The sequence below is a fragment of the Dongia mobilis genome (genome assembly GCF_004363235.1).
Classification (GTDB): domain Bacteria; phylum Pseudomonadota; class Alphaproteobacteria; order Dongiales; family Dongiaceae; genus Dongia; species Dongia mobilis.
In genome coordinates this window covers 34,347-60,444 of sequence record NZ_SNYW01000001.1, presented here as the reverse complement: position 1 = coordinate 60,444, position 26,098 = coordinate 34,347, and the positions used below count along the sequence as shown (strand labels likewise).

At 65.7% G+C, this 26,098-nt stretch carries 25 protein-coding genes; 7 read left to right on the top strand and 18 right to left on the bottom strand.

Annotation, left to right across the window (positions count from 1 at the left end):
• The first annotated feature begins 5 nt into the window (after positions 1-5).
• Positions 6-767 carry a molybdopterin-synthase adenylyltransferase MoeB gene (gene moeB / locus A8950_RS00285; RefSeq protein WP_133611483.1) on the top strand — a complete coding sequence of 254 codons (762 nt, stop codon included), beginning with the start codon at positions 6-8 and terminating at the stop codon, positions 765-767.
• A gap of 37 nt (positions 768-804) precedes the next feature.
• Here the strand turns inward: moeB and A8950_RS00280 are convergent, their stop codons facing one another.
• Positions 805-1,791 carry a 2-hydroxyacid dehydrogenase gene (locus A8950_RS00280; protein ID WP_133611612.1) on the bottom strand — a complete coding sequence of 329 codons (987 nt, stop codon included), beginning with the start codon at positions 1,789-1,791 and terminating at the stop codon, positions 805-807.
• Between the two features lie 305 nt (positions 1,792-2,096).
• Here A8950_RS00280 and A8950_RS00275 point away from each other — a divergent pair, with 305 nt between their 5' ends.
• Complete coding sequence (locus A8950_RS00275; RefSeq protein ID WP_133611482.1) at positions 2,097-2,645, top strand: SH3 domain-containing protein; 549 nt, start codon at positions 2,097-2,099, stop codon at positions 2,643-2,645.
• Positions 2,646-2,652: 7 nt separating this feature from the next.
• Here the strand turns inward: A8950_RS00275 and A8950_RS00270 are convergent, their stop codons facing one another.
• The 4 genes from A8950_RS00270 to irrA form a co-directional block, all read right to left on the bottom strand.
• Positions 2,653-3,249, bottom strand: coding sequence for a DUF3501 family protein (locus A8950_RS00270; RefSeq protein ID WP_133611481.1), 597 nt, complete (start codon positions 3,247-3,249; stop codon positions 2,653-2,655).
• A gap of 74 nt (positions 3,250-3,323) precedes the next feature.
• Positions 3,324-4,655 carry a (Fe-S)-binding protein gene (locus tag A8950_RS00265; protein ID WP_133611480.1) on the bottom strand — a complete coding sequence of 444 codons (1,332 nt, stop codon included), beginning with the start codon at positions 4,653-4,655 and terminating at the stop codon, positions 3,324-3,326.
• 106 nt (positions 4,656-4,761) lie between these two features.
• On the bottom strand, positions 4,762-5,181 hold the full coding sequence (locus tag A8950_RS00260; protein WP_133611479.1) for a rubrerythrin family protein: 420 nt from the start codon (positions 5,179-5,181) through the stop codon (positions 4,762-4,764).
• Between the two features lie 205 nt (positions 5,182-5,386).
• Positions 5,387-5,806 carry an iron response transcriptional regulator IrrA gene (irrA, locus tag A8950_RS00255; RefSeq protein ID WP_133611478.1) on the bottom strand — a complete coding sequence of 140 codons (420 nt, stop codon included), beginning with the start codon at positions 5,804-5,806 and terminating at the stop codon, positions 5,387-5,389.
• A 238-nt stretch (positions 5,807-6,044) separates the two neighbouring features.
• Between irrA and A8950_RS00250 the strand changes: the two genes are divergently transcribed.
• Entirely contained in the window at positions 6,045-6,989 is a 945-nt protein-coding gene (locus tag A8950_RS00250) for a DMT family transporter (protein ID WP_133611477.1), read from the top strand.
• Between the two features lie 110 nt (positions 6,990-7,099).
• Here the strand turns inward: A8950_RS00250 and gshB are convergent, their stop codons facing one another.
• The 5 genes from gshB to rsmI all read right to left on the bottom strand — a co-directional run bounded on the left by gshB (position 7,100) and on the right by rsmI (position 11,328).
• Positions 7,100-8,038, bottom strand: coding sequence for a glutathione synthase (gene gshB / locus A8950_RS00245; RefSeq protein WP_133611476.1), 939 nt, complete (start codon positions 8,036-8,038; stop codon positions 7,100-7,102).
• 60 nt (positions 8,039-8,098) lie between these two features.
• Positions 8,099-8,950: a SirB1 family protein gene (locus A8950_RS00240; protein WP_133611475.1), complete on the bottom strand. Its 852-nt coding sequence runs from the start codon at positions 8,948-8,950 to the stop codon at positions 8,099-8,101.
• A 19-nt stretch (positions 8,951-8,969) separates the two neighbouring features.
• Positions 8,970-9,956 (bottom strand): BON domain-containing protein, encoded by a 987-nt coding sequence (locus A8950_RS00235; protein WP_133611474.1) that lies wholly within the window; start codon positions 9,954-9,956, stop codon positions 8,970-8,972.
• A 71-nt stretch (positions 9,957-10,027) separates the two neighbouring features.
• The gene (locus tag A8950_RS00230; protein ID WP_133611473.1) at positions 10,028-10,423 is read right to left on the bottom strand and encodes a YraN family protein; all 396 of its coding nucleotides are present in this window, start codon (positions 10,421-10,423) and stop codon (positions 10,028-10,030) included.
• On the bottom strand, positions 10,420-11,328 hold the full coding sequence (rsmI, locus tag A8950_RS00225; protein ID WP_133611472.1) for a 16S rRNA (cytidine(1402)-2'-O)-methyltransferase: 909 nt from the start codon (positions 11,326-11,328) through the stop codon (positions 10,420-10,422). Before rsmI ends, A8950_RS00230 begins: the two co-directional genes overlap by 4 nt.
• Before the next feature lie 27 nt (positions 11,329-11,355).
• Here rsmI and A8950_RS00220 point away from each other — a divergent pair, with 27 nt between their 5' ends.
• Together A8950_RS00220 and A8950_RS00215 are read left to right on the top strand one after the other, a co-directional pair.
• Complete coding sequence (locus tag A8950_RS00220) at positions 11,356-12,573, top strand: penicillin-binding protein activator (RefSeq protein ID WP_133611471.1); 1,218 nt, start codon at positions 11,356-11,358, stop codon at positions 12,571-12,573.
• A gap of 210 nt (positions 12,574-12,783) precedes the next feature.
• On the top strand, positions 12,784-14,460 hold the full coding sequence (locus A8950_RS00215) for a methyl-accepting chemotaxis protein (protein ID WP_166644915.1): 1,677 nt from the start codon (positions 12,784-12,786) through the stop codon (positions 14,458-14,460).
• 3 nt (positions 14,461-14,463) lie between these two features.
• Here the strand turns inward: A8950_RS00215 and hemW are convergent, their stop codons facing one another.
• The 7 genes from hemW to A8950_RS00180 all read right to left on the bottom strand — a co-directional run bounded on the left by hemW (position 14,464) and on the right by A8950_RS00180 (position 21,329).
• Positions 14,464-15,639, bottom strand: coding sequence for a radical SAM family heme chaperone HemW (gene hemW / locus A8950_RS00210; protein WP_243735479.1), 1,176 nt, complete (start codon positions 15,637-15,639; stop codon positions 14,464-14,466).
• Position 15,640: 1 nt separating this feature from the next.
• Positions 15,641-17,701: an ASKHA domain-containing protein gene (locus A8950_RS00205; protein ID WP_133611468.1), complete on the bottom strand. Its 2,061-nt coding sequence runs from the start codon at positions 17,699-17,701 to the stop codon at positions 15,641-15,643.
• 149 nt (positions 17,702-17,850) lie between these two features.
• The gene (locus A8950_RS00200) at positions 17,851-18,789 is read right to left on the bottom strand and encodes a methyltetrahydrofolate cobalamin methyltransferase (RefSeq protein WP_133611467.1); all 939 of its coding nucleotides are present in this window, start codon (positions 18,787-18,789) and stop codon (positions 17,851-17,853) included.
• Between the two features lie 38 nt (positions 18,790-18,827).
• A complete protein-coding gene (locus A8950_RS00195; RefSeq protein ID WP_133611466.1) occupies positions 18,828-19,838 on the bottom strand; it encodes a methylenetetrahydrofolate reductase in 1,011 nt (336 codons plus the stop codon).
• Positions 19,835-20,377, bottom strand: a complete 543-nt coding sequence (locus A8950_RS00190) for a methylenetetrahydrofolate reductase C-terminal domain-containing protein (protein WP_133611465.1) — start codon at positions 20,375-20,377, stop codon at positions 19,835-19,837. The genes A8950_RS00195 and A8950_RS00190 overlap by 4 nt, the downstream gene beginning before the upstream one ends.
• 6 nt (positions 20,378-20,383) lie before the next feature.
• Positions 20,384-20,698 (bottom strand): virulence factor, encoded by a 315-nt coding sequence (locus A8950_RS00185; RefSeq protein ID WP_133611464.1) that lies wholly within the window; start codon positions 20,696-20,698, stop codon positions 20,384-20,386.
• Between the two features lie 7 nt (positions 20,699-20,705).
• On the bottom strand, positions 20,706-21,329 hold the full coding sequence (locus tag A8950_RS00180) for a DUF1638 domain-containing protein (RefSeq protein ID WP_208109680.1): 624 nt from the start codon (positions 21,327-21,329) through the stop codon (positions 20,706-20,708).
• A gap of 374 nt (positions 21,330-21,703) precedes the next feature.
• Between A8950_RS00180 and A8950_RS00175 the strand changes: the two genes are divergently transcribed.
• Complete coding sequence (locus tag A8950_RS00175; protein ID WP_133611462.1) at positions 21,704-21,913, top strand: hypothetical protein; 210 nt, start codon at positions 21,704-21,706, stop codon at positions 21,911-21,913.
• Positions 21,914-22,091: 178 nt separating this feature from the next.
• Positions 22,092-22,301 carry a hypothetical protein gene (locus A8950_RS00170; RefSeq protein ID WP_133611461.1) on the top strand — a complete coding sequence of 70 codons (210 nt, stop codon included), beginning with the start codon at positions 22,092-22,094 and terminating at the stop codon, positions 22,299-22,301.
• Between the two features lie 167 nt (positions 22,302-22,468).
• On the opposite strand, the gene A8950_RS00165 is transcribed toward A8950_RS00170, so the two are convergent.
• On the bottom strand, positions 22,469-25,936 hold the full coding sequence (locus tag A8950_RS00165; RefSeq protein ID WP_133611460.1) for an FAD-dependent oxidoreductase: 3,468 nt from the start codon (positions 25,934-25,936) through the stop codon (positions 22,469-22,471).
• Positions 25,937-26,098: the final 162 nt, after the last annotated feature.

Genomic DNA, 26,098 nt, shown 5'->3' with positions numbered 1-26,098 from the left:
GTTTTATGACCGATCTGACCGACCGGCAGCTGGAACGTTACGCGCGCCATGTCATCCTCGACGAAGTGGGCGAAGAGGGCCAGGGCAAGCTCCTGGCGGCCAGGGTGCTGGTGGTGGGGGCCGGCGGACTTGGCGCCCCGCTGCTGCTCTATCTCGCCGCGGCCGGCATCGGCACGCTGGGGCTGATCGACGACGACGCGGTCGACCTTTCCAACCTGCAGCGCCAGGTGATCCATGACGAGGCCGCCATCGGGCAGCCGAAGGTGGAAAGTGCCGCCGCGCGCATCCGGGCGCTCAACCCCGACATCACACTCGAGGTGATGCGCGCGCGGCTTGATGCCGGCAATGCGGACGAGATCATCGCCCGCTTCGACATCGTCGCCGATGGCAGCGACAATTTCACCACGCGCTATCTGCTGAACGATGTCTGCTTCCGGCAGCAGAAGACCCTCGTCTCGGCGGCGCTGCTGCGCTTCGATGCACAGCTGTCGACCTTCAAGGCGCATCTCGGCGACCCGCATCCCTGCTATCGCTGCCTGTTCCCCGAACAGCCGCCGGAGGATTTCATCCCGCGCTGCGAGACTGCCGGCATATTGGGCTCGGTCGCCGGCGTCATGGGCGCCCTGCAGGCGACCGAGGTGCTGAAGGAGGTTCTGGGTCTCGGTGACAGCCTCTCCGGCCGCCTTCTCATGTATGACGCGCTGGGCCCGCAGTTCCGCGAAGTGCGCTTCAAGCGCGATCCCGGCTGCCCGACTTGTGGTCACTAAGCAAAACGGCCCCGTTCCACACGGGGCCGCTTCTTTGTCAGAGCAAGGCTTCCAGCACGCGGTCGGGCGGCTTGTGGCCGTCGACGAAGGTCTTGATGTTGATGATGACCTTTTCGCCCATGTCGACGCGGCCCTCGATCGTGGCCGAGCCCATATGCGGCAGCAGCACGACATTGTCGAGGCGCAGCAGTTTCGGGTTGAGCGCCGGTTCGTGCTCGAAGACGTCGAGCCCGGCGCCAGCGATTTCCTTCTTGTCGAGCATGCGGGTCAGCGCATTCTCGTCCACTACCTCGCCGCGCGCGGTGTTGACCAGATAGACATGCTTTTGCAGCAGCTTCAGGCGCCGTGCCGAGAGAAGATGATAGGTGGCCGGCGTGTGCGGGCAATTGACCGAGATGATGTCCATCCTGGCCAGCATCTGGTCGAGGCTTTCCCAATAGGTCGCCTCCAGTGCCTGCTCGACCGCCGGGGCGACGCGGCGGCGGTTGTGGTAATGCACCGAGAGGCCGAAGCCCCTGGCGCGGCGCGCCACCGCCTGGCCGATGCGGCCCATGCCGATGATGCCGAGGCGCTTGCCGTAGATGCGGTGGCCCAGCATGCTCATCGGGCCCCAGCCCTGCCACTTGCCGGAACGGATCAGGCGTTCGCCTTCCGACACGCGGCGGGATACCGCGAGGATGAGGGCCATGGTCATGTCGGCCGTGTCCTCGGTCAGGACACCCGGCGTGTTGGTGACGGTGATGCCGCGCTGGCGCGCGGTGGCGAGGTCGATATGGTCGACGCCGGTGCCGAAGGAGGCGATGAGGCGGAGCTGGGGACCCGCCTGGGACAGAACCGCGGCATCGATGTGATCGGTGACGGTGGGGACCAGGATGTCGGCGGCCTTCACCGCCTCGATCATCTCGGCCTGGGTCATCGGATGGTCGTCGAGATTGAGCCGGACGTTGAACAGCTCCATCATCCGCGTCTCGATGACGTCGGGCAGCTTGCGCGTCACCACCACCAGGGGCTTGTTGCTCATGATCGACCCAATCTCCTGCCCAATCTCCCGCACGGGGGCCGTTTCCGGCATCGGGTTCGCGATCCGTTTCCCCGCAACGCAATGTCCAGCCAGTGGTAGCAAGCGGGCAGCGGCCTTGTCGAGGGGCTGGTCCCGGACGACGCCGGAATAAGCGGCGGAGCGCCACCGCCCGCTCCAATCGCGACATGGGCCCGGCGGGTTCAGGCCAGCGCCCGGCGCACCTAGCCGCTGGCAGCGATGTCAACAAGTTGACGGCCGAGGCGGCGGCAGGGCTTGACCATCGGGAACACCGCCTATAATCCGCTGACATGCCCGCGACTCGGAAAATCCCGTCTGCCCGCCACCTGGCTACGGTTCTGGCGCCAATCCTGGCCCCGATCCTGGTTCTCATCCCGGTTCTGGCGGCGCTGGCATTCCTGGCAGGTCCGGTGACGGCCCAGGAAAAGCTGCCTCTGCCGCGCTTCGCCAGCCTGCAATCGGCCAAGGTCAACATGCGCACCGGCCCCGGCGAGGCCTATCCGATCCTGTGGACCTATCAGCGCGCCAATCTGCCGGTGGAGATCATCGAGGAGTTCGAGTTGTGGCGCCGCATCCGCGACCATGACGGCATCGTCGGCTGGGTCAAGGGCACGCTGCTCTCCGGCAAGCGCCACGCCATGGTGCGCGACCAGCGCCGAACCTTGCGCGCCGAGGCAAAGAACGACGCCCCGGCAGTCGCCTATCTCGAGCCCGGGGTCATCCTGCGCATCCTCGAATGCAGCGGCGAATGGTGCCGCCTCAAGGTTCAGGACCACAAGGGCTGGCTGATGAAGAACGAGTTCTGGGGCGTCTATGCGGAAGAGACGCTGAAGGAATAGGCGGCGTTCAGTCGAGATCGCCCGCCAGCGCCTGGCGCGACGCTTCGCTCATCATCGCCATATGGCCATAGGCCGGATGTTCAAAGCCGATGACGACCTGCTGGTCCTGCTGCTTGAAGAGGGCCGCCTGGGCATCCGACATCGGAAAATGGATGAACTGCACCGAGGAGGCCTTGCCGGATTCGTTGGTGCGATCCTGGTCGGCCTCCGGAACACCCTTCACGGTCTCGCCGGCGAACTTGAGGAAGGCGGTATGCTCGACACCGCCGAGGCGGGCGAGGAAGTTGGCGCGGCGCACGGGATCGTCGATCTCGAACATCACCGTCGCCACCAGTTCGCGCCCTTGCGGGATGAGCGGGTTGTAGGCCCGGAGTTCGTCGGCCACCTGCTCTTCGCCGCCCTTCTCGATATAGAGCATCTCCTGGACCTGCTGCAGCATGGTCTCGAAGCATTCGAAATAGAAGGTGGCGACCGGCCCGACCTCGAGGCGGCGCGGCTTCTTCAGGGCCACCACGGCTGACCGCAATTCGCGCCGCCTCGCCGCATATTCGGCCATGGGCAGGATGTCGGCCCGGGTGATCTCGCGCTTGCGGATCGCAGTCATGATGACTCCTGACGCTTCGTTATTCTTGTCTTCCCCCGCCTAGGGCAGGCGATGACAGCAAAGGTGAAATCCAGTCACGCCAATCCGTACGCACGCGCGAAGAGTTGGATCGGATGCGGCGCCTCGGCGCTGCCCGATTGATCGTTGCGGAGCGCGTCGATGCCCTGCTGGATATGGGCGCCGGCCAGCGGGCATTCGGAAGCGATATGGGCCTTTTCCGCCTTCATCGCCTGGCGCGCCACCGGTTTCCCCACCTTGAGGGCCACGTCGAAATTCCCCTTCATGACGCCCCAGGCGCCGCCATGGCCCGAGCAGCGCTCGATCACGGCGAGATCCGCCTGCGGAATCAGTTTCAGCATCTCGGTCGCCTTTTGGCCCATGTTCTGGGCGCGGGAATGACAGGCGATGTGCAGGGCGACACCGCCCTCCAGCGGCTGGAGGCCCGGCGCCAGGCCGTTCCTTTTCGCGATGTCGACGACATATTCCGAGATGTCGAAGGTCGCCTGGGCAAGGCGCTTCACCTTGTCCTCTTCCGGCAGGATGAGGGGCCATTCGAATTTCAGCATCAGTGCGCAGGACGGCACCAGGGCGATAACGTCATAGCCCGCATCGACATAGGGGAGAAGCGCGTCGGCGACGTCTGCCGCATGATCGGCCACCCGGGCGACATCGCCCTGCTCCAGCTGCGGCATGCCGCAGCAGCGCGGATAGACCACCTCGGTCTCGACGCCGTTCTTGGCCAGCACATTGATGGCCGCCATGCCGATTTCGGGATTGTTGTAATTGGCAAAGCAGGTGGCATAGATCACCGCCTTGCGGCCAAAGGCCGGGGCCTCCCGGTTCACCTCGGGCCGGTTCTCCATGGCACGCAGCACCAGGGTGCGGCCGTTGAATTTCGGCACATGGGCCCGGGCGTCGATTCCCGTCACGGCCTCCATCACCTGGCGCGCGGCGCTGCTTTCGGCAACGGCATTGGCAATCGGCGCCGCGAGTGCAGCCATCTTGCCGTTGCGGTCGGTCTCGGTCAGTTGCCGGTAGACCTTGTCGTTCTTCCCCTGTTTGAGCTCGGCCGCGCGGTAGCGCAGCATGAGATGCGGAAAGTCGAGCGCCCATTCATGCGGCGGCACATAGGGGCATTTGGTCATGAAACAGAGGTCGCAGAGCGTGCAGGCGTCGACCACCTGCTTGTAGTCCTTGGTGTCGACGCCGGCCATTTCGTCGGGACTGGCATCGACCAGATCGAACAGCCGCGGGAAGGAATCGCACAGATTGAAACAGCGGCGACAGCCATGGCAGATGTCGAAGACGCGGTGCATCTCCGCCTCGATCTTCGCCATGTCGTAGAAATCCGGGTTGCGCCAGTCGATCTTGTGGCGAACCGGTGCCTCCAGGCTGCCTTCGCGCATGGGTCGGCCCTCACACGTGGGTTGCAGGAGATAGCGCAGCGAAAGGGAACGCTGCCGCCGGAGCGAGTCCGGCGACAGCGATCAAGCGGAATTCGAAACCCGGGCCTCAGCCCAGCGTGTCGAGCGCCTTCTGGAAACGCCCGGCATGGGACTTCTCGGCCTTGGCGAGCGTCTCGAACCAGTCGGCGATCTCGTCGAAGCCTTCCTCGCGCGCCGTGCGCGCCATGCCCGGATACATGTCGGTATATTCGTGGGTCTCGCCCGCGATCGCCGCCTTCAGGTTCGGCGCCGTGCCGCCGATGGGCAGGCCGGTGGCCGGATCGCCGACTTCCTCGAGGAATTCAAGATGGCCATGGGCATGGCCGGTCTCGCCCTCGGCGGTCGAGCGAAACACCGCCGCCACGTCGTTGTAGCCCTCGACATCCGCCTTCTGGGCGAAATAGAGATAGCGTCGGTTAGCCTGGCTTTCGCCGGCGAAGGCTTCCTTCAGGTTGTTCTCGGTCTTCGAGCCTTTCAGAGCAGCCATTTCAGTCTCCCTAGCTAATCAGGTTGCACGGATTGAGAAGGTCTCCCGACGCGGCGGCAGGAGGGGGGCTGTCATGCAGTCCCGTGTTTTCCGTGACGCCGCGACAAGCTTTTGGCTGGCGGCCAGACTAGGCAGGCACCCAGCGCCTGTCAACACACTGGAACCGTTTTAATATTGCTTGTTACTAATTGATTACGCAGGCGAATTAATTGTCATTCGCAAGTCGGACAATGACATCGACGCGCGCCACCTTCATGCCCGCGGGAGGCGCGGGCAGGTGCGCAAGTGCCACGTCATCCGCCGGAATATCCATCAGGCGGCCGCTGCCCTCGACAAAGAAATGATGGTGCGGGCGCGTATTGGTATCGAAATAGGAGCGACCGGGCTCCACCACCACCTCGCGCAGCAGGCCGGCGGCGGTGAACTGGTGGAGGGTGTTGTAGATCGTCGCCAGCGAGACGGAGATGCGCTGGGCAACGGCGGCGGCGTGCAGATCCTCGGCCGAGACATGGCGGTCGCCGCCTTCGAACAGCAATTTGGCCAGCGACAGGCGCTGCCGCGTCGGGCGCAAGCCGGCCTCCTTGAGGCGGGCGAGGATGGTGGCATAGGGGCGCTGGTGATCCATGGACCTTAACATAAGATAAGCGCCACAAGGTGAAAAGGGCGTTTCTGTAATTGCTCAAGAGAGCATCGTCCGGGTCCTGAAGATAATCCTGAATGGCACGACCTGGCCTAATCCACGCATGGCCATCCCGGTTCCATGCATGGCCGTCCCGGTGGCCGAATCCCGGCACCATGGCTATTCTGGCCGCGCCCCGACTGCCCCACACCACCGGCCCCACCCCGCCCGATAGTCCAGATCGATGTCCCCGAGCACCAGCGCCGACCGACCGATCCAGGCCATCCTGCTGATGAACCTGGCCGTGTTCATCTTCACGGCCATGGACGGCATCATCAAATCCGTCTCGCAGATCTTCCCGACGGGCGAACTCATCTTCGCGCGCAATCTTTTCGCCTTCATTCCATTGCTCGCCTTCATGCTGTCGATCGAACGGCGCGTGCATCTCAAGACCGAGCGGCCATGGGGCCATGTCTGGCGCGGCCTCTTCGGCGTCCTCGCCATGTTCTGCTTTTTCCTCTCCTACAAGCTGCTGCCGCTCTCGGACGCCATCGCACTCGGCCTGTCGGGGCCGATCTTCCTTACCGTGCTGTCCGTGCCGCTGCTGGGCGAAGTGGTCGGCTGGCGGCGCTGGTCGGCGGTGATCGTCGGCTTCCTCGGCGTCCTCGTGATGACGCGGCCGGGTTCCGGCATTTTCGACCCCGCCGCCTTCGTGCCGCTGCTGGCCTCGGTCTTCTATGCCCTGGCCATGATCTCGATCCGGCGCCTTGCCCAGACCGAGCGGCCGACCACCATCGTCTTCTATTTCACGCTGTTCGCGACCCTGGCCTCGCTGGTCACCATCCCGCTGGGCAGCCTCGATCCGGCACTGGCCTGGCGCTGGCCGGCGAATGCCGAACAGATGGGGCTCCTGGTGCTGATCGGCCTGATGGGCGGCAGCGCGCAAATCGCCCTCACCATCGCCTTCCGGCGCGGCGCCGTCTCGCTGGTGGCGCCCTTCGACTACATGGCCCTGGTCTATGGCTTCCTGATCGGCTTCTTCGCCTTCGGCGAGGTGCCGGACGCCTATCTCATTGCCGGCGGCACGATCGTGGTCGGCAGCGGCATCTACATCATCCACCGCGAGGCGAAACTGGCGCGCGAGCGCCGGCGCCAGGCGACCGTGCCGGCAATGCCGGTGACGGAATAGGTTACTATCCGGTGATGCCCGGGCGAGGTCCTGGGCACAAGGTCTTTCCTCTGTGCTGGATCCCCGGGGCAAGCCCGGGAATGACGTGAAGACCAGACCGGAAATGCCCGCTACAGCTTCGCCTCGATCGCGTCCCAGATGCGGTCCTCGAGGCAGACCCCGTCGAAGCGGTTGATCTGCTGCAGCCCGGTCGGCGAGGTGACGTTGATCTCGGTCAGGTAGGAACCGATCACATCGATGCCGACGAAGATGAGGCCGCGGCGCTTCAGCTCGGGCCCGATGATCTCGCAGATCTCGCGGTCGCGCTTGCTGAGGTCGGATTTCACCGCCCGGCCGCCGACATGCATGTTGCTCCTCGCCTCGCCTTCGGCCGGGACGCGATTGATGGCGCCCACCGCCTCGCCGTCGATCAGGATGATGCGCTTGTCGCCTTCGCGCACGGCCGGCTCGTAGCGCTGGATCTGGATCGGCTCGCGATAGAACTGGGTGAACATCTCCAGCAACGAGGCAAGATTCTCGTCGTCGGGCTTGACATGGAAGACGCCGGCGCCGCCATTGCCGAACAGCGGCTTCAGGATGATGTCCTTGTGCTCGGCACGAAAGGCGAGGATCTCGTGCCGGTCGCTGGTGATGAGGGTCGGCGGCATCACGTTCCTGAATTCGGTAACCGACAGCTTCTCCGGCGCGTTGCGCACATGGGCGGGGTCGTTCACCACCAGCGTATTTGGATGGATGCGCTCCAGGATATGGGTCGCGGTGATATAGGCCATGTCGAAGGGCGGGTCCTGGCGCATCAGCACGACATCGAGCAGCGAAAGATCCAGCACCTCCTCGGCGCCCAGGCTGGCGTGATTGCCGCGCTCGCGGCGGAACTCCACGGGGCGCGCCCGAGCCGTTACCCGTCCATCGCGCCAAGTCAGCTGGCGCGGATGGTAGTGATAGAGGATGTGGCCGCGCCGCTGGGCGGCAAGCCCCAGCACGAAAGTGGAATCGCCGTCGATATCGATCGTCTCGACGGGGTCCATCTGGATGGCGACGCTGAGCTTCATCTGGGTTCCGTTCGGCCTCGGTTGCGGGCGCGCCGGCTTGCCGGCGCGGCGAGGCTAATGCTACTGCAAGCGCTGCGTCAATTCCTGCAGCAGGCGCGCGACCTGGTGCCGCTGGTTCTCGTTGTCGGAAATCTCGAGAAAGCGCAGGAAGGCCGCGCGCGCGGCAAGGAGATTGCCGAGACGCGACTGGATGAGGCCGCTCTCGCGCCAGAGCGGCGCCTGGGCGGGCGCCACCAGCAGCATGCGCGCCACCATCTCGGCCGCCCGCGCCAGGTCGCCGTCCTGGATGAGGCGCACCTTGATGTTGTTGACGAGGCGCAGGAGGATGTCGCGATTGCCGATGGCGGCATAATGGCTGGGCTGCAATTCCGCCTTGTCGCCGATCACCGATTTCAGGCGCTGGCGGAGATCGCCGATCTCCAGCACCGCGCCGCCCTCGAACGGGTCGAGGATCGCGGCACAGCCGTCGTGATAGAGACGGATCACGAAGTGACCCGGAAAGTTGACGCCCTCGATCACCCAGCCCTGGCTGCGCGCGGCGTGAATGTAAAGTATGGCGAGCGCCACGGGCAGGCCCTGCCGCCGCTCGATCACCCGCATCAGATCGGCATTCCGGAGATCGTCATAGGACACCCGGTCGCCGCGATAGGCGTATTCGCCGGTCATCACATCGGCCAGCACGCGGCAGCGCGCCTTGAGGCCGGTCTGCCCGGATGCCGTCAGGCCCGGCAGGATGGCGGCCAGGCGCATGCTGTCGGCGATGGCCGCGAGGTGCTGGCGATAGGGGTGGAGGCCAGCCTCCGGCCGGTCGAGGGCGGCAAGCACGAGGGCCGCCTCGGCCAGATCGATCGCCGCATCCGCCCGGGCGCCGATATCGGCAAGTTCGTGTTCGAGGATGGCGCGCGAGGTCATACTGGTCCGGCCGGCGGCGCTAGGGCAGCGGCGTTGCCTGCAACTCGGCAGCGCTGGCCTCGCTGGTGGAGGAGGGCGCCGGGACGAAGGGCTTGGCAAAAGGGGGTTGCGATGAGGTCGAAGTTGTCGCCGGGGGTTGCGGCTGGAAGGGAACGGCCTGGAACGGCCCTGGTTGTGCGGACACATTCTGCGCCACGAAGGGCTTGGCCGCCTGGGGAGTTGCTGCAGCGGCGGGGGTCGATTTCGGCAGGCCGCCCGCGCCCATTTCTTTTGCCAAAGGTGCCGGTGGCTGTGCTTCGACCAGCAGCGGTTCGCCGGCGATCGGCGAATCGCGGATGATCGGCGGCGCATCGGGAACCGGCGGCAGCGCTTCGTCCAGCAGCCGTACCCGCGCCACCACCGCATCGACATAGGGAATGTCGCGCGCATGGTCGATCACGCGCTGCAATTCGGCCTTGTCCTGGGCGACGCCGATCAGATAGACGGTCGAGCGGATGCAATCGATGCTGTAATTGTTGGCGCGCACCTGGCTGTCCGCCATCAGCTTCATGCGCAGGCGCGCGATCAGCCAGGCATCCTCGGCATAATCGTCGACCCCCAGGCTGTTGCCGATCTTGATCTGGTTGTCGACCTCGCGCACGCCATCGGCCTGCCAGGCCAGTTCGGTCGCCATGACGCGATGCTCGGGCTTTTGCACGAAGCCGGTCAGCAATACGCGCCCTTCATGCACCTGCAAGCTGACTTTCTGGAAGAGTTCCGCGTCCTTGCGGAACATCCGCTCGTTGATGCCGACCCAGATCAGGTTGTCATCGACGCCGGTGACGAGGCCGCGTTCCTGGGTGGCGAGGTTGATCGTGGTGGCGGCAACACCGACCGCGGTGCCGACCGGCGAACAGGCGCCGAGCAGGAGGACGAGGCCCCCGCCGGCCATCACCCCCATAAAGGCGCGCGTACCGGGGATATGTGCCGGCACCTTGCCGCAAAAGGGGATTCGGGCCCGATTCATGGGCGAATCATGCCTGAACCCGCGCCCTGCCTCAAGTCCACTCGGCTTCGGGGTCGTGCCGGCACCGCGTTTCACGGCCAATCCGGCCGCCAGGCATCGCGGATATGGACCGGCCAGCCGAAGCGCCCCAGCGCCAGCACGTCGCAGCGCAGATCGCAGCCGGCCAGGGAAGGCCGCGTTTTCAGATAATGGCCGAGGGCGCGCAGCAGGCGCCGGCGCTGATCGGTCATCAGCGCGCCGCCGGCCAGTGCGGCATCGGCGCGCGCCTTTACTTCGATGAGGACGAGGACCGGCCCCTTGCGCGCCAGGACATCGATCTCGCCCAGCTTCGAGCGCCAGTTGCGCTCGATGATGCGATATCCCTTGCAGCGCAGATAGAGGACGGCCAGCGCCTCGGCCATGCGGCCGCGCCGCCGCGCCCGGATGCCGCGTTGATGCCGCGCCTCGCTGCGCTGCGCCCGGGTCAATCGCCGCCTTCCTTGAGTTCCAGCGCGCGCTGATAGACCTGGCGCCTGGGCAGGCCGAGGGCGGCTGCCACCGCCTCGGCGGCTTCCTTGACGCGCATCTTGGCAAGAGCCGCCCCGAGCGCCGCATCCAGGTCGGCGGCATCGGCCGGCACCGCCGCAGCGGGCGGCCCGACCACCAGCACGATCTCGCCCCTGGGCGGGCCGGCCTCGCGGTAATGGGCGGCGAGTTCCGAGAGCGGGCCGCGCCGCACCTCCTCGAACATCTTGGTGAGTTCGCGCGCCACCGCCGCCGGCCGGTCGCCGAGGACCGCCAGCAGGTCCTCGAGCGCATCGACGAGGCGCGGCGCGGTCTCGAACAGGATCAGGCTGGCCCTGACCTGCGCCACTTCCGCCAATTCGCCGCGGCGGGCGGTCGATCTGGGCGGCAGGAAGCCGAGGAACAGGAAGCGGTCGCTGGGCAGGCCGGACAGGATCAGCGCCATGATCGGCGCCGAGGGTCCGGGAAGCGCGGTGACACGGATGCCCGCCGCAGCCGCCGCGCGCACCAGCTTGAAGCCGGGGTCGGAGATGAGCGGTGTCCCGGCATCGGACACCAGCGCCATCTTTTCGCCGCGTTGCAGGCGTTCCATCAGCTGCGGTCGCATCTCCTCGGCATTGTGGTCGTGATAGACGATGAGCGGCTTCTTCAGCCCGAGATGCTGCAGCAGGCGCAGCGTCACCCGGCTGTCCTCGCAGGCGATGCAATCGGCCGCCTGCAGATAATCGGCGGCGCGCCGGGTAAGATCGCCGAGATTGCCGATCGGTGTGGCGACCAGGGCAAGCTCGCCGCCTGTCGCCGGCGACGGCACGGTTTCGGCAGGGCTCGGTTTACTTGCTGCCGGGGGATCGCTAGGCTTCGGGCTCATTTGGCGCGTTCATCCAGTGGAGAGATCATGATGGGTTCCCGGCAATCCGGCATCCGTTTCATTCCTGCCCTTGCCGGCCTCGTCTTGTCGAGCCTGATCCTCGCCGCCTGTGCCCCCAGCGCGCCGCCGCCGAAGCCGGTGCAGCCGGCGCCCACCCCGGCGCCTGTCCCGGCGCCCAGCGTCCAGGCGCCGGCCCCGGCGCCCGAAACCGGCGCCCCCGGCGCCCAGGTCGGCCTGCTGCTGCCGCTCTCCGGCCAGCAGGCGGGCCTTGGCCGCGCCATGCTGCAGGCGGCCGAAATGGGCCTGTTCGACGTCGGCGCCGCGGATTTCGAGCTGCTGCCGCGCGATACCGCAGCGCTCAGCCCCGATGGGGCCGTCGCTAGCGCCGTCACCGCCAAGGCCGACATTATCCTGGGTCCCCTGTTCGGCGCCGACATCAAGCTGGCGGCACCCCCCGCCACCGCCGCCAGGGTGCCGATGGTCAGCTTCAGCAACGACATCAGCGCGGCGCAGCCCGGCGTCTATCTGCTGGGGGTGACGCCGGAGGTGCAGGTCGAGCGCGTGGTCGCCTATGCCGCCGCCCAGGGTCTCAAGCGTTTTGCCATCATGGTGCCCAATTCCGGCTATGGCCGGGCCGTGCTCGGCGCCTATCAGGATTCGGTCGTGCGCCATGGCGGCAACATCGCGCAGATCACCTTCTATGATCCGCAGAGCGCCGACATTTCGATTCCGGCGCGCGAGACCGGCGAGGCCTACAAGCGCCAGCCCTTCGACGCGCTGATGATACCCGAGGGCGGGCAGCGCCTGCGCGCCATCGCCGCCATGCTGCCGGCCTTCGACCTGCCGCCGGGTGTCGTGCGCCTGCTCGGCACCGCCCTGTGGCAGGATGGCGGAACCCTGAGCGAAGGTGCGCTTATCGGCGGCTGGTTCGCCGCCACGCCGCCGGATCGCTGGCAGAATTTCGCCCAGCGTTACGCCGCCCTTTATGGCAGCCAGCCGGATCCGCGCGCCGGCATCGTTTATGACGCGGTCACCCTGGCGGTGGCCCTCGCGCAATCCAAGCCTGGCGGCGATTTCTCGACCGCGCGCCTCACCGACCCGTCCGGCTTTGCCGGCGTCACGGGCGTCTTCCGCCTGCTGCCCGACGGGCGGACCGAGCGCAGCCTGGCCGTGCTGGAAGTGGTGCCGGGCGGATTCACCCTGAAGGACCCTGCCGCAAGCAGCTTCGCCGCCGCCATCAATTGAGCTTCGTTTGACGCGCGCTTCGATGAAACGCATCTCGATGTATGCGTTTTCCGACTGGTGTCCTAGGACGCTGCGGGTCGCCGGGTGTGGCAATAACCAGTTGTTAGCATAACTGAGCGCAATACTTGGGTATGTAGCCGGTGACCGCGGGGACCAATCCCCATGGGGTCGACCGGCTGTTCCGCTATGCCACACAGGATTCGCTCCAACATGTTCAACCGCATCTCGATCGCCGGTCGCGTGACCTTGGCCACAACCGCATTCCTCATTCTGCTTGCCGGCGTGCTGATCTTCACCGCCTATCAACTGGTCGCCCAGGAGATGGAGAACCAGGCCGTCAAGGCGCAGGAAACCAGCATGCGCGTCGCCTGGAACGTGCTCCATCAGGCCGGCACGACCTTCACCATCCGCGATGGCAAGATGTATGCCGACGATGTGCTGCTGAACGAGAACTACGCCATCGTCGACAAGGTCAAGGAACTGGTGGGCGGCACGGCCACCATCTTCCAGGGCGACACCCGCATCGCCACCAATGTGATGAAACCCGACGGTTCGGGCCGCGCCATCGGCACGCAGCTTGCCAAGAACGCCGCCCATGACGCGGTGCTGGGGCGCGGGCAATCCTTCACCGGCACGGTCGACATCCTGGGCCAGACCTTCTTCACCGGCTACGACCCGATCAAGAATCCGGCGGGCGAGACCATCGGCATCCTCTATGTCGGCGTCAAGAAAAGCGACTACTTTGCCGTGGTGGAAGCGCTGTTGTGGCGCTTCGGCCTGGTCACGCTGGGTGTCACCGTGGTGCTGGTGCTGCTCGGCCTCTTCGTCACCAAGCGCCTGCTGCGACCGCTCGCCGAGCTGCGCACCGATCTCGGCGCGCTGGGCGAGGGCAATCTTGCCGTCGAGGTGCGTCACACCGGTCGCCGCGACGAGATCGGCGTGATGGCCCGCACGGTCGCCATCTTCAAGACCGGCATGGAAGAGCGCAACCGCCTGCAGGCGGCGCAGGCCGAGGCCGAGAAGGCGGCCCAGGCCGAACGCCAGGCTACCCTGCACAATGTTGCCGAACAGTTTCGGCAATCGGTGCTGGGCGTCATCGACCGCGTCGCGGGCGCCGCCGGCACGCTGAGCGCAGGCGCCGATACGGTGGCGCATCAGGCGGAAGAAACCAGTGGCGATGTCGGCTCGTCCAATGAGGCGGCAGGTCGCGTCGCGCGCAATGTCGAGGCAGTGGCGGCCGCGACCGAGGAGCTGACCGCGTCGATCGCCGATATTTCGCGCCAGGTGGCCGAGACCTCAAGCGCCGCCGAACGCGCCGTCTCCGAAGCCAATGAAACCAGCGCCATCATGCAGAACCTGGCCGATTCAGCGAACCGCATCGGCGAGGTCGTGCGCCTTATCAACGAGATCGCCAGCCAGACGAACCTGCTCGCCCTCAACGCCACGATCGAGGCTGCAAGAGCCGGTGAAATGGGCAAGGGCTTTGCCGTAGTGGCGTCGGAAGTGAAGAATCTGGCCACCCAGACCGCCAAGGCGACCGACGAGATCCAGGCCCAGATCCAGAGCATCCAGGGCGAGACGCAGAAGGCGGTCGGCGCCATCGGCGGCATCGCCACCTCGATCGGCGACATCAACCAGAAGGCCCATGTGGTGAGCGAGGCGGTGGCACAGCAGCAGGAGGCGACCGGCGAAATCGCCCGCAATGTGCAACAGGCCTCGAGTGAAACGGAAACCGTCAGCCAGCGCATCGCGGCCGCGGCGGCGGCGGCCGGTCATTCCGGCGACGGCGCTTCGAAACTGCGGTCCGAAGCGGCCGATCTGGCCGGCGATGTCGACCAGTTGCGCATGCTCTCCGGCGAATTCATCGACAAGATCGCCGAGGTTTGACCGCTACCCCAGCAACTCGCCGAGCACCGCATCGAGGCGCTGGCGACCGGCGGCGGTCGCCAGCAATCGGTCTTCGCTGATCGCAAGGAAGCCGCCTTTCGCCAGGCGTTCGTAGCGGACGGGGTCGATGCTGGCCGCGAACGGCCGCCCCGATTCCGCCTGGAAACGGTCGAGCGGGATGCCTTCGGCAAGACGCAGGCCCATCATCACCATCTCGGCGATACGCGCATCGGCATCAACTTCATCGAACTGGCGCGTGGCATGGCCGCCTGCCGCCACCATTTCCAGCCAGCGTTCCGGTGCCCGGTGCTGGCGTGTCGCGATCTTGCGGCCCCCGGGCTGCTCACCGGCCAGGGTAAGCCGGCCATGGGCACCCGGGCCGATGCCGACATAATCGCCATAGCGCCAATAGGTGAGGTTGTGGCGCGACTCCGAACCCGGCCTCGCATAATTCGAAATCTCGTAGGGCAGCAGGCCGGCGCCTTCCAGCCTGGCCCCGGTCATCTCATAGAGCTCGGCCTGGATCTCCTCCGGCGGCAGGCGGAAATCGCCGCGCGCGTGAGATTGCTCGAATGCCGTGCCGGGCTCGATGGTAAGCTGATAGAGCGAGAGGTGATCGGCGGCAAAGGCCAGGGCGCGGTCGAGTTCCCGCCGCCACGTTTCCGGCGTCTGGCCGGGCCGCGCATAGATGAGGTCGAAGCTGAAGCGCGCGAAGATGCCGGCGGCGAGTTCAAGCGCCGCCAGTGCCTCTCCGGCGCTGTGCTGGCGGCCAAGGAATTTGAGATCCCGATCATCGAGCGCCTGGATGCCGAGGGAGACGCGGTTGATGCCGGCCGCGCGGAAGTCGCGCAGCTTGCCGGCCTCGACCGAGGTCGGGTTGGCCTCCAGCGTCACCTCGATGTCGTTGGCGATGCGCCAATGCCGCGCGATCGCATCGATCACGGTTGCGGCGGTCGCCGGGTTCATCAGCGAGGGCGTGCCGCCGCCGAAGAAAATGCTGGTGACCATGCGCTCCGGCACCATGGCAGCGAAATGCGCCAGCTCGCTGAGATAGGCTTCCCGCCAGTCATCCTCCGCGATCCGCTCCCGCACATGGGAGTTGAAATCGCAATAGGGGCATTTGGCCTTGCAGAACGGCCAGTGGATGTAGATGCCGAAGCCGCGCGGGTCGGCGGTCACGTCACCCCCGCCGGCGGTTGCGGCGGCGGCCGCCATCCTCGCCGGTGCCGTCGGGCTGGGCGGCAAGTTTCGGCTCCGGCAGCTTCACCGCCTTGGCGAGATGCGGATAGGGCGAAGTCTTGTGCGGGAGCGCCATCGCCTCGATGAAATGCTCCTGGAACTTGGCCTCGACCGCGGTCTCGATCTTCTCGACCTGTTTCACTACGCGCGCGATCTCGTCCCGCGCCCCGCGGTTGAGAAGCGCAATGCGAGCCCCGGTACCGGCGGCATTGCCAGCCGAGGTCACCTTGGCGAGGTCGCAATCCGGGATCATGCCGAGGACCATGGCGTATTTGACGTCGATATGACTGCCAAAGGCGCCGGCCAGCGTGATGCGGTCCACCTTCTCGATGCCGAGCTTGTCCATCAGCAGCCTGGCGCCGGCATAGAGTGCGGCCTTGGCCAGCTGGATGGCGCGGATGTCGTTCTGCGTGATCTTCAGTTGCGGCTGGCCGTCATGCAGCAGGTAAAGGAAAGTCCGTCCCTCGGCCTGGATGCGCGGGCTTTTCGCGGCCATGGCACCGTCGATGACGCCGTCCTGGGTCAGGATGCCGGAGAGGAACATCTCGGCCAGTGCCTCGATGATGCCGGAGCCGCAGACACCGGTGACGCCGAAGGCCTCGGTCTGTTTGGCGAAATCCGGATGGTCCGACCAGAGGTCGCAGCCGATCACCTTGAAGCGCGGCTCCAGCGTCTCGCGGTCGATGCGCACGCGCTCGATGGCGCCGGGCGCGGCGCGCTGGCCGCAGGAGATCTGCGCACCCTCGAAGGCGGGCCCCGTGGGCGAGGAGGCCGCCACCAGGCGGTTCTTGTTGCCGAGCACGATCTCGGCATTGGTGCCGACATCGACGATGAGGGTCATCTCGTCGCTTTCATAGGGCGTCTCGGACAGGATGACGCCCGCCGTGTCGGCGCCGACATGGCCGGCGATGCAGGGCAGCACATAAATGCGCGCGTTGGGATGGACCTTCAGGTCGATCTCGCTGGCCCAGATCTGGACCGGTCCGTCGGTCGCCAGCGCGAAGGGCGCCCAGCCCAGCTCGATGGGGTTAATGCCCAGGAGCAGGTGATGCATGATCGGATTGCCGACGAAGGTGCATTCGAGGATGTCCTCGACCGTGCAGCCGGCCTCCCTTGCCACCGCCTGGGCCAGATCATTGAGGGCCTCGCGCACCGCCCGGGTCATGTCCTGGTCGCCGCCCGGATTCATCATGACATAGGAGACGCGGCTCATCAGATCCTCGCCGAAGCGGATCTGCGGGTTCATCAGGCCGGAGGAAGCGACGACCTCGCCGGTCTGCAGGTCGCACAGATGCCCGGCGATGGTGGTGGAGCCGACATCCACCGCAAAGCCATATATTTTTTCCTGGAAGCCGGGCCAGACCGCCGTGATCTGCTTGCCCATATGGACGGCGACAGTGACCTTCCACTCGCCTTTCCTGAGCGCCTGCTGCAGGCCCTGGATCGCGCGCACGTCGCAATCGAGCCCTTCCAGGCTCCACTGGTTCTTGAGCGCTTCCTCGAGGCGCTGCAGATCGCCGGTCGGGTCATGCATGTCCGGCTCGCGCACTTCGACGTAATGCAGCTTGATCACCGGATCGAGGATGATCTCGCGCATCTCGGCGCGCTTGCGGACCACCTGCTTGTGCACCTGGCTGTCGGCCGGCACGTCGATGACGAGATCGCCCAGCAGCACAGCCTGGCAGGAGAGCCGCCGCCCCGGCTTCAGGCCGCGTTTGTCGGCGTAACGCTGCTCGACGCTGGAGAAATCGGAGAGGTGATGGGTATCCGAGGTGACGCCGAGCTTGGCGAACTCGCCCTCGGAAACGACCACCTGGCAGCGACCGCAGATGCCGCGCCCGCCGCAGACGGAATCGATGTCGACGCCCAGCTGCCGCGCCGCGGCCAGGATCGGGGTGCCCTTGGGGAAATAGCCGCGCCGACCTGACGGCATGAAGACCAGCAACGGGTCACCCGTGGCGCTCTTCCCCGTGTCGATGGTTTCCGTGCCGATATCCGCCATGATCCTGATCCCGCGACTCGATTATGGTCTTTCCGGGCCCCTTAAACACCAAACCCCATCCTCGGGCCAAGGATGGGGACACTTGCTTGAATTGTTACCCCCTCCCTGCCCTCCCCTTCAAAGGGGAGAGGCAGAGAAGGGAGCATCGCTTAAGCGTTCGCCGCTTCCGGCGTGCCGCCGCCGCCGCCACCACGACGGCCGGTGCGTTCGCGGCGGCCACGGGCGCCGGCTTCGCCTTCCGCCGCAGGCTCGCGGAAACGCTTGATCCAGTGGGCGCAATGCGCGTCGGTGCCCATCAGCACATCCGCCCCCCAGATGCCGGTCATCTCCTCGATATGGAGCGGGTTCATGATGGCCGAGGTCATGCCGGCGCCGATCGCCATGGAGAGGAAGGCCTGGTTGAGGCCGTGGCGGTTGGGCAGGCCGAAGGAGATGTTGGAGGCGCCGCAGGTGGTGTTGACCTTCAATTCCTCGCGCAGGCGGCGGATGAGGCTGAAGGCGGCCTTGCCGGCATTGCCGAGCGCACCGATCGGCATGACCAGCGGATCGACCACGATGTCGGCATGGGAGATGCCGAAATCGGCGGCGCGGTGCACGATCTTCTTCGCCACCTCGAAGCGCACATCGGGATCCTCCGAGATACCGGTCTCGTCATTGGAGATGGCAACCACGGCGGCACCGTATTTCTTCACCAGCGGCAGCACGCTTTCCAGGCGCTCCTCCTCGCCGGTGACCGAGTTGACCAGCGCCTTGCCCTTGTAGACGGCAAGGCCGGCTTCGAGTGCCGCCACGATCGAGCTGTCGATCGAGAGCGGGGTGTCGGTCAGCGACTGTACCAGCTGGATCGATTCGGCCAGGATCCGCGGCTCGTCGGCCAGCGGGATGCCGGCATTAACGTCGAGCATATGCGCACCCGCCGCCACCTGGGCGAGGGCATCCGACTTCACGCGCGAATAGTCGCCGGCGGCCATCTCGGCAGCCAGCAGCTTGCGCCCCGTGGGATTGATGCGCTCGCCGATGACGCAGAAGGGGCGATCGAAGCCGATCACGACTTCCTTGGTGGCTGAGCTGACGACGGTATCGGTCATTGGTCAAAGGTCCTTTCTGAACACGGGATGTTGCTGGCTCATGCCGAGATGCTGATGGGCGTTTCCGGACGCGGCGCCCGGCTCGGCTGGCGATTCTTCATCACGCCAGAGGCGTGGATGATCTCGTTGACGAATTCCTCCTGGCGATAGGCCATGACATGGATGCCGTGGACGCCCTCGATCTCCTTGATCTCCTGGATCAGGTCGATGGCAAGCTGCTTGCCCTCGGCCTTCTCGTTCTTGGATTTCTCCATCCGCTCGATCACGGCATCCGGGATATGCACGCCCGGCACATTGCTGCGCATCCAGCGCGCGGTCTTCGAGGAGGGCAGCGGCCCCACGCCGATCAGGAAGAAGGCCTTCTCATGGAGGCCCTGCTCGCGCACCTTCGCCATGAATTTCCTGAGCATCGGCACGTCGTAGCAATACTGGGTCTGGATGAACTGGGCGCCGGCCGCGATCTTCTTGCCGATATGAATGGCGCGGTGATCCAGCGGCGGCACGAAGGGATTGGCAGCGCCGCCGAGGAAGACACGCGGCGGCACCGTGATCTTGCGCCCCGAAAGGAACTTGCCCTCGTCGCGCATGCCGCGGATGCATTTGAGGAGCGAGGTGGAATCGAAATCGAAGACCGGCTTGGCTTCCGGCTGGTCGCCGGCCTGCACGCCGTCGCCGGTCAGGCACAGGATGTTCTGCACCCCCATGGCAGCGGCGCCCAGCACATCGCCCTGGATGGCGATGCGGTTCCGGTCGCGGCAGGAGATCTGCATGATGACAGCATAGCCGGCGCGAGTCAGCAGCGAGCAGATGCCGACCGACGACATGTGGCAATTGGCGCCCGAGGCGTCGGTGGCGTTGATCGCGTCGCAGACTTCGGAGAGCACCAGCGCGCGGTCATAGACGTCGCGCGGATCGGCGGAATCGGGCGGGTTGAGTTCGGCCGTCACGGCGAACTTGCCGGCGCGCAGGATGCGCTCCAGCCGCCCGCCGGAGGAATGGCCAGGCAGATGCGGCAGCGGTGCGGCGGGGTCGAAATGCAGCTCGCTCATGCCGCCTTCCCCTCGCCGGCCGGCTTCGGCGCGGCAGCTGCGTCCGCTTTCTTGGCGGGCGGTGCTTTTGGCGGCTTGGGCGCGAACTCGCCGACCTTCTTTTCCATGCGGACGACGCGCAGCCAGGAGGACTTGCCCTTGAGGCGATTGTCGACCTGGACCTGCACGTCCTTGATTTTGGAAAGATCGCCCATGTTCTCGGCGCCCATCCAGCCCTGCACCCAGACGCATTTCATCTCAGGCTTCACTTCGCAATGGCCGTTGGGGCGCACACCGCCGCAAGGTCCGTTACGCAGGGTCTTTGGGCAATTCATCGGGCAGGACATGCCGGTCGAGGAGAGGGCGCATTGCCCGCACATCTGGCAATCGAACAGGAAGCCCTTGGTCGCCTGCTCCATCACCTGGAACGGCCGCTCGACCTTGTCGTAGCCGATCCTGTTCCAGAGCGGGTGCAGCGCCACGAGCACGCGCTCGAACGCCTTGTAGAAGCGGTTGAGGCCCTTTGCGTGGCGCACCGACCAGAGGCGCACTGCGTACATGGGTTTTCAGCCTTCGTTGGCGGCGGCCTTGAGGCCGCCATTTTCGACGAACACCTTCAGCGCCTCTTCCGGGAAGGCGGCTTCGAGATCGGCCTTGGCCTTTTCCGCCTCGGCTTCGATGTCATCGCTGACCTCGACCGGTGCCGCACGGCGCCATTCGGCCAGATACGAATCCGTGTCGCGCAATTTGGCGCGCATGGCGGCGCGGTCGATCGCCTTCTCGAAGCGCTCGTCCAATTGCCGCTTGGCACTTTCGCGGCCCTTTTTGACGATCACCTGGGCCGGAATATCGCGCCAGTAGACCACGGTCAGCTGCGCCATCCTCAATTCATCCTTTGCTCTGTTGGGCGGCCTTCTCGAGGAAGGTCGCCAGCCCGCCATAACCCGTCAGCCGCCTTTCGAAGGCAAGGCCCAGTCTCCGGGCCGCCGCCTCGGCCTTTTCGGTCAGTACCGGGTCATCGATCTGTGCCAGATAGACGACGCGCCGGTAATGGCCGAAATAGGCATCGCGCAATTCCGGATGCCGGTCGAGCCCCATGCCCTGCCAGATGATCCGGTCGAAATGCCGGGCGATGTAATCGGTCAGGAAGAAGCTGCCCAGTTCCTCTTCCATCAGCCGGTCGAACTCGGCCCGGCCCGCATAAAAATCGTAGCAATGCGGCCCCTCGATCCGTTCGACCCCCTCTTCCCGCAGCACCTCGTCCAGCTGGCCGCCGGTGCCGCAATCGCCATAGAGCACGAAGATCGAGCGATAGCCCTTCTTCCGGCCGCCGCGGATCTTCGACCGCACGCCCGCCGGGATTTTCTCCGGGCGGTTATGCCAGATCGCCGGCAGGCAGGTCACCGCCATTTGCGCCTCGTCCCAGCCATTGGCGTCGCGGACCGCCAGGATCTCTCTGGCGAGCGCGCCGCAGGCGATGATGAGGCAACCGGCTGGTGCGTGTTCCGTCACCCGAATCTCCATTCCGGGCCATTGGTAGGCCCTCCCCATCCGCCCGGCTGCAATGCCGGCGACCGCAGATAGTCGATTAACGACCCGCTTTCATGTCGCAAACTGAACTTTTCTCACAGGCCGGTGAAACCGCGTCATGGCGGCATAGCGGATTTGCCGGGGGGCCCCGCAGGTGCTGGCGATCGCCCCGGTACGCTCCAGGTTAACTGATTGAAAACATTAATCCACCAGGATAGTCCCGGGTAGATGCAGCGGTGCGGCGATGCCGGCAGGTGGCATCGAGCGGGCCATGCGCCGCTATGTCCCATTGGTGAACCGGGAATCCGGCATCATCTCTGCCCGAGCAAAATCTCATGCCGGATGGAAGAGCTAGAATGACCGAGACCGGGAAGAACGCCCCTTTTCCGCAATACCTTGTCCGCACCCTGCGCAATCTGCGCGATCTCGCGGTCGGTTTCCTGCTTGACCTCGACGCCGCCCGCGCCGCCGCCGCCGCTATCCGGGTCCGGGCCCAGCCGCGCGGTGCCGATCTGCGCCGTCTCGGCATTGATGCCGCAGCCTTCCGACGGATTCGGCGCTTTTGAAACGCCCCCGCCGGCACAAATGGCAGCCGGGTTTCGATCGCCAACGCCAACTCATCCGACCGGGACTTCCCGGGCCAAGCCGTGCAGGGAACGCAGATTAGGTGTGCCGATCTGACCTATTGCTGCGCCGCAGCATTGCCCCCATATTCCCGGTACCAGGGGATGGAGGATGGATTAAATGACTGACATAACTTCACAATCTTTCGGCACAACCGGAATCGCCAGCCTTCTGCCCCGTTTCGGCCGCGCATTGCTTGATCTGGGGCGCGCTTTCGCAGCCGCCCGCGCCTGTGCAGCCGCCGTCGAAAACCGGGAACAGCCGCAAGCCCAGCACCTGCGCACCCTGGGAATTGACCCGGAAGCCTTCGCCAAGGTTCGGCTGGTCTGAGGGACCGCGCCGGCTTTGCTGCCCGGATCGGTCCCCGCTTGAAATCCGACGGCGCCGGCACCAGATAGACTGCAAGTCCTTCGGCGCCAAGCGCCGAACCTGCCGCCCGCCTTTGCCTGAGCACGGATGTACTGTGAGGTGAAGTGACGGGGCGGCGGGACGCTTCCCTACTCCGCCGCCTTTTCCCGATCCAGTTGCCCAAGTGCATGGGCAATCCAGGCCTTGGTGAGTTTTTCCTGCACCGCATTCTGGCCGAGGCGCTGGCGCAACGCGCCGAAATCAACCCGGTCCAGTTCCTGGTCCTGGTTGAAGCAGGAAAAGACCACACTCTCCTTGCCCGTCACCGGATCCTTGTGCGGCTGCAGGCACTGCGCGCAGATTTCCTTCATCATGCATTGCATGGGCGAGTTGATCGAGCCCAGCGCACAGTGTTTTTCCTTCAAATAGGGCTTCAGCACCTCGTGGCGCGCCCGCGCCACGGCCGCCATCATGCCGTCGGAGCCGATGGCGATGATGCGGTCGACATCCTGGAGCCTGATCGAGGTGTCGCCGAGGCGGCCATCGGCATAGGCCAGGATACTGTCCACGATATTGCCGGTATGCGATTTGTCCTGCGGCCTGGTCGGCGTGAAACCGGGCGCTTCGTCCGAGGACCAGATGACGATATCGGCCGCCGCCTCGATCTCGGCCACCTTGTAGCGGTCGGCGAGTTTCTTGTAGCCGGCAAAGTAGAGCACGCGGCAACCGGCGGCGCGCAGCGCCCGGCCGATCGAGAAGAGAACCGCATTGCCGAGTCCGCCGCCCGCCAGCAGGACGGTCTCGCCCTTCGGGATCTCGGTCGGCGCCCCGGTCGGGCCCATCAGGATCACCGGCTCGCCGATCTCGAGACGCGCGCAGAGGTCGGACGAGCCGCCCATCTCCAGCACGATGAGGCCAACGAGGCCATGATCGAGATCGGTCCAGGCGCCGGTCAGCGCCAGGCCTTCCATGGCGAGGCGCGTATCGGCGGCACGCGGCGCCAGCGTCTCGAAATTCTGCAGGCGGTAGAACTCGCCGGGCTGGAAATTGGCCGCGGCCTGGGGCGCCTCCACCACCACCTCGACGATGTTGGGTGTGAGGCGGTTGACCGCGCGCACCCGGGCCCGCAGGCGCCGGTTGAGATCGGCCAGGAAGGCGGCCGGATCGGCAGCGGAAGCAGGGCGGCGCGCCAGAGCCGCCGATACTTTCGGCCAGCCCTGCTTGGCACTGCCCATCGCCTTCACCACATTGCCGGCGAAGCTGGGATGGAGATCGCCGAAGAAGCTGACGGCGCGGCCGTCCATTTCCGCCATCGTGATGACACGCACGTCATTGGGCTTGGCGAGTTTTTCCGGCGTCACCACCTGACCCGCCGCGTCGAGGGCGCGGAAATACTGGCCGTCGAGGGCGAAATGGTCGGCATCCTCGCGCGCCAGCACGGTATTGGGCCGCGTGCCCGCCGCCACCAGGATGGCGCGCGCCGGCAGGATGTGAGCGGCGCCCGCTGCATCGCTGAGGTGGATGGCGCTGGCAAAGCCGTCTTCATCCGTGTCGATGCGGGTCGGCGTCAGATTCTCGGCAAAGCGGATGTTCTCCTCGAGCGCCTTCTCGACCTCCTCGTGGTTGAGGGTATAGGAAGGCGAGTCGATGAGGCGTCGGCGATAGGCGATGGTGACGCCACCCCATTCCTGCAGCATCGCCGAAATGCGCGGTGCCTCGCCAGCCTTGGCGGCGCGCGCGCGTTCGGCGCGGATCGCCCGGGCATGGGCAAGGAATTCGTCGACGATCACCAGTTCCGACGGATTCCAGGCGGCACGCAACGAGACCTCGCCCTTTTCCGCCGCCAGCGTTTCATAGCGGGTGAGGAATTTCTCGACCTGGAGCGGGTAATAGGCCATCGCCTCGGTCGCGGTGTCGATCGCGGTAAGGCCGCCGCCGATCACCACGGCCGGCAGGCGCAATTGCAGATTGGCGATGGAATCGGTCTTGGCCGCCCCGGTCAATTGCAGCGCCATCAGGAAATCCGAGGCCATGCGGACACCCTTGGCGAGGCCGCCCGGCATGTCGAGCAGCGTCGGCTTGCCGGCCCCCATGGCCAGCGCCACATGGTCGAAGCCCATTTCCCAGGCTTGGGTCAAGGTGACGGTACCGCCGAAGCGCACGCCACCCAGCATGGCAAAGCGCTGGCGCCGTTCCAGCAACAGGCGGATGACCTTGAGGAAATTCTTGTCCCAGCGCACGGTGATGCCGTATTCGGCGACACCGCCGAACCCGGCCATGACGCGCGAGCCCAGATCCTCGGTCAGTTCGGCAAGATCGCGGATGGGATGGAAGGGCACGCGCGATCCATCCGGTGCCACGCCGGAGATCGCGGCATCGAGCGGCTCGATCTTGAGGCCGTCGATGGCGACCACCGTATGGCCGTCATTGAGAAGGTAATGCGCCAGCGTATAACCGGCGGGACCCAATCCCACCACCAGCACCTTGCGGCCCGAATCCGGCTTCGCCACGGGCTGGCGGAAATTGAGCGGGTTCCAGCGAGTGAGCAGCGAATAGATCTCGAAGCCCCAGGGCAGCGCCAGCACATCCTTCAGCGTGCGCGTTTCCGCCTGTGGAATGTCGACCGGTTCCTGCTTCTGGTAGATGCAGGCTTTCATGCAATCGTTGCAGATGCGGTGGCCCGTGGCCGCCGCCATCGGATTGTCGATAGCGATGATGGCGAGCGCCGCCAGCGGCTGCGCATTTGCCTTGGCCACATGCATCTCGGAGATCTTCTCCTCGAGCGGGCAGCCGGCCAGCGTCACGCCGAATACGCTCTTCTTGTAGCTGCCATCCTTCTCGTGCAGGCCCTTGGCACAGGAATCCTTGCCCTGGTTATGGCACCAGATGCAGTAATTGGCCTGGTCGAGGGCGCCCCTGAGATCGGTGCCGGCATCGGTCAGCGCAAAGCCCTCGCGGGGCCGTAATCTCTCCGGCGGGAATTTGTAGGCCGGCACGCCATGGCGCGTCTCGGTCTCGGCATGGACCAGATGCTCGGCCTCAAGCTTGCGCGGCGCCTTGAAGAGAATCCCGGCGCGGTGCTGCGCGCGTCCCGCCTCGGTCAGCGTCGCCCAGGCGGCGTATTGCGCCGCGAGGTCGAGCTGCGCGGCATGGGCCGCCTCGTCCTGTTGCCATGATTCCACCGCGCGGGCAAAGGCAAGCTCGTCGAAACCGGTGCCGAGATGGGGTTCAAGGGCGGCGCGGAGCACGGCGCCATCGAGACCTGAGGCCTTCTCGCCGCCATAAGCCTTGAGCGCCCGGCGCTGCACGAAGAGCCGCTTGCAGGTATAGAGCGGGGCAAGGTCGTTATGCCGCGCCCGCAGGTCGTTGAGCGCGGCGGTGACGCCAAAGAGATCGCCGATGAAATCCTCGACGGCACCGGCGAGATCGAGGATCAGTTGCGATTCGGCCTTGGGATCCAGCGCCGCGGGATCCGTTCGCGCGGCCTGCAGCCGTGCTGCCAGCGCCGCATCGCCGGCGGCCAATTGGTCGAGAAAAATTCCATCCAGCCGGGCAAGGCCGGCGGGCGCGTAGAGATCTTCCAGAACCAGGCCGTGGGCCAGTTTGAGCTCGGACATTGGGCTTCCTTCTTTATCCGCGGCCCCGACGGAACAGAAGCCAGGCACGGTATCCGGTGGCAACCAATGGCAATATTATTCGTGTACAAATGAACTCCCGCAAGGCGGAATCGATTCCGCACCTGCGAGAAAACCGGTAACACCCGCCTCGCTGCAACGAAA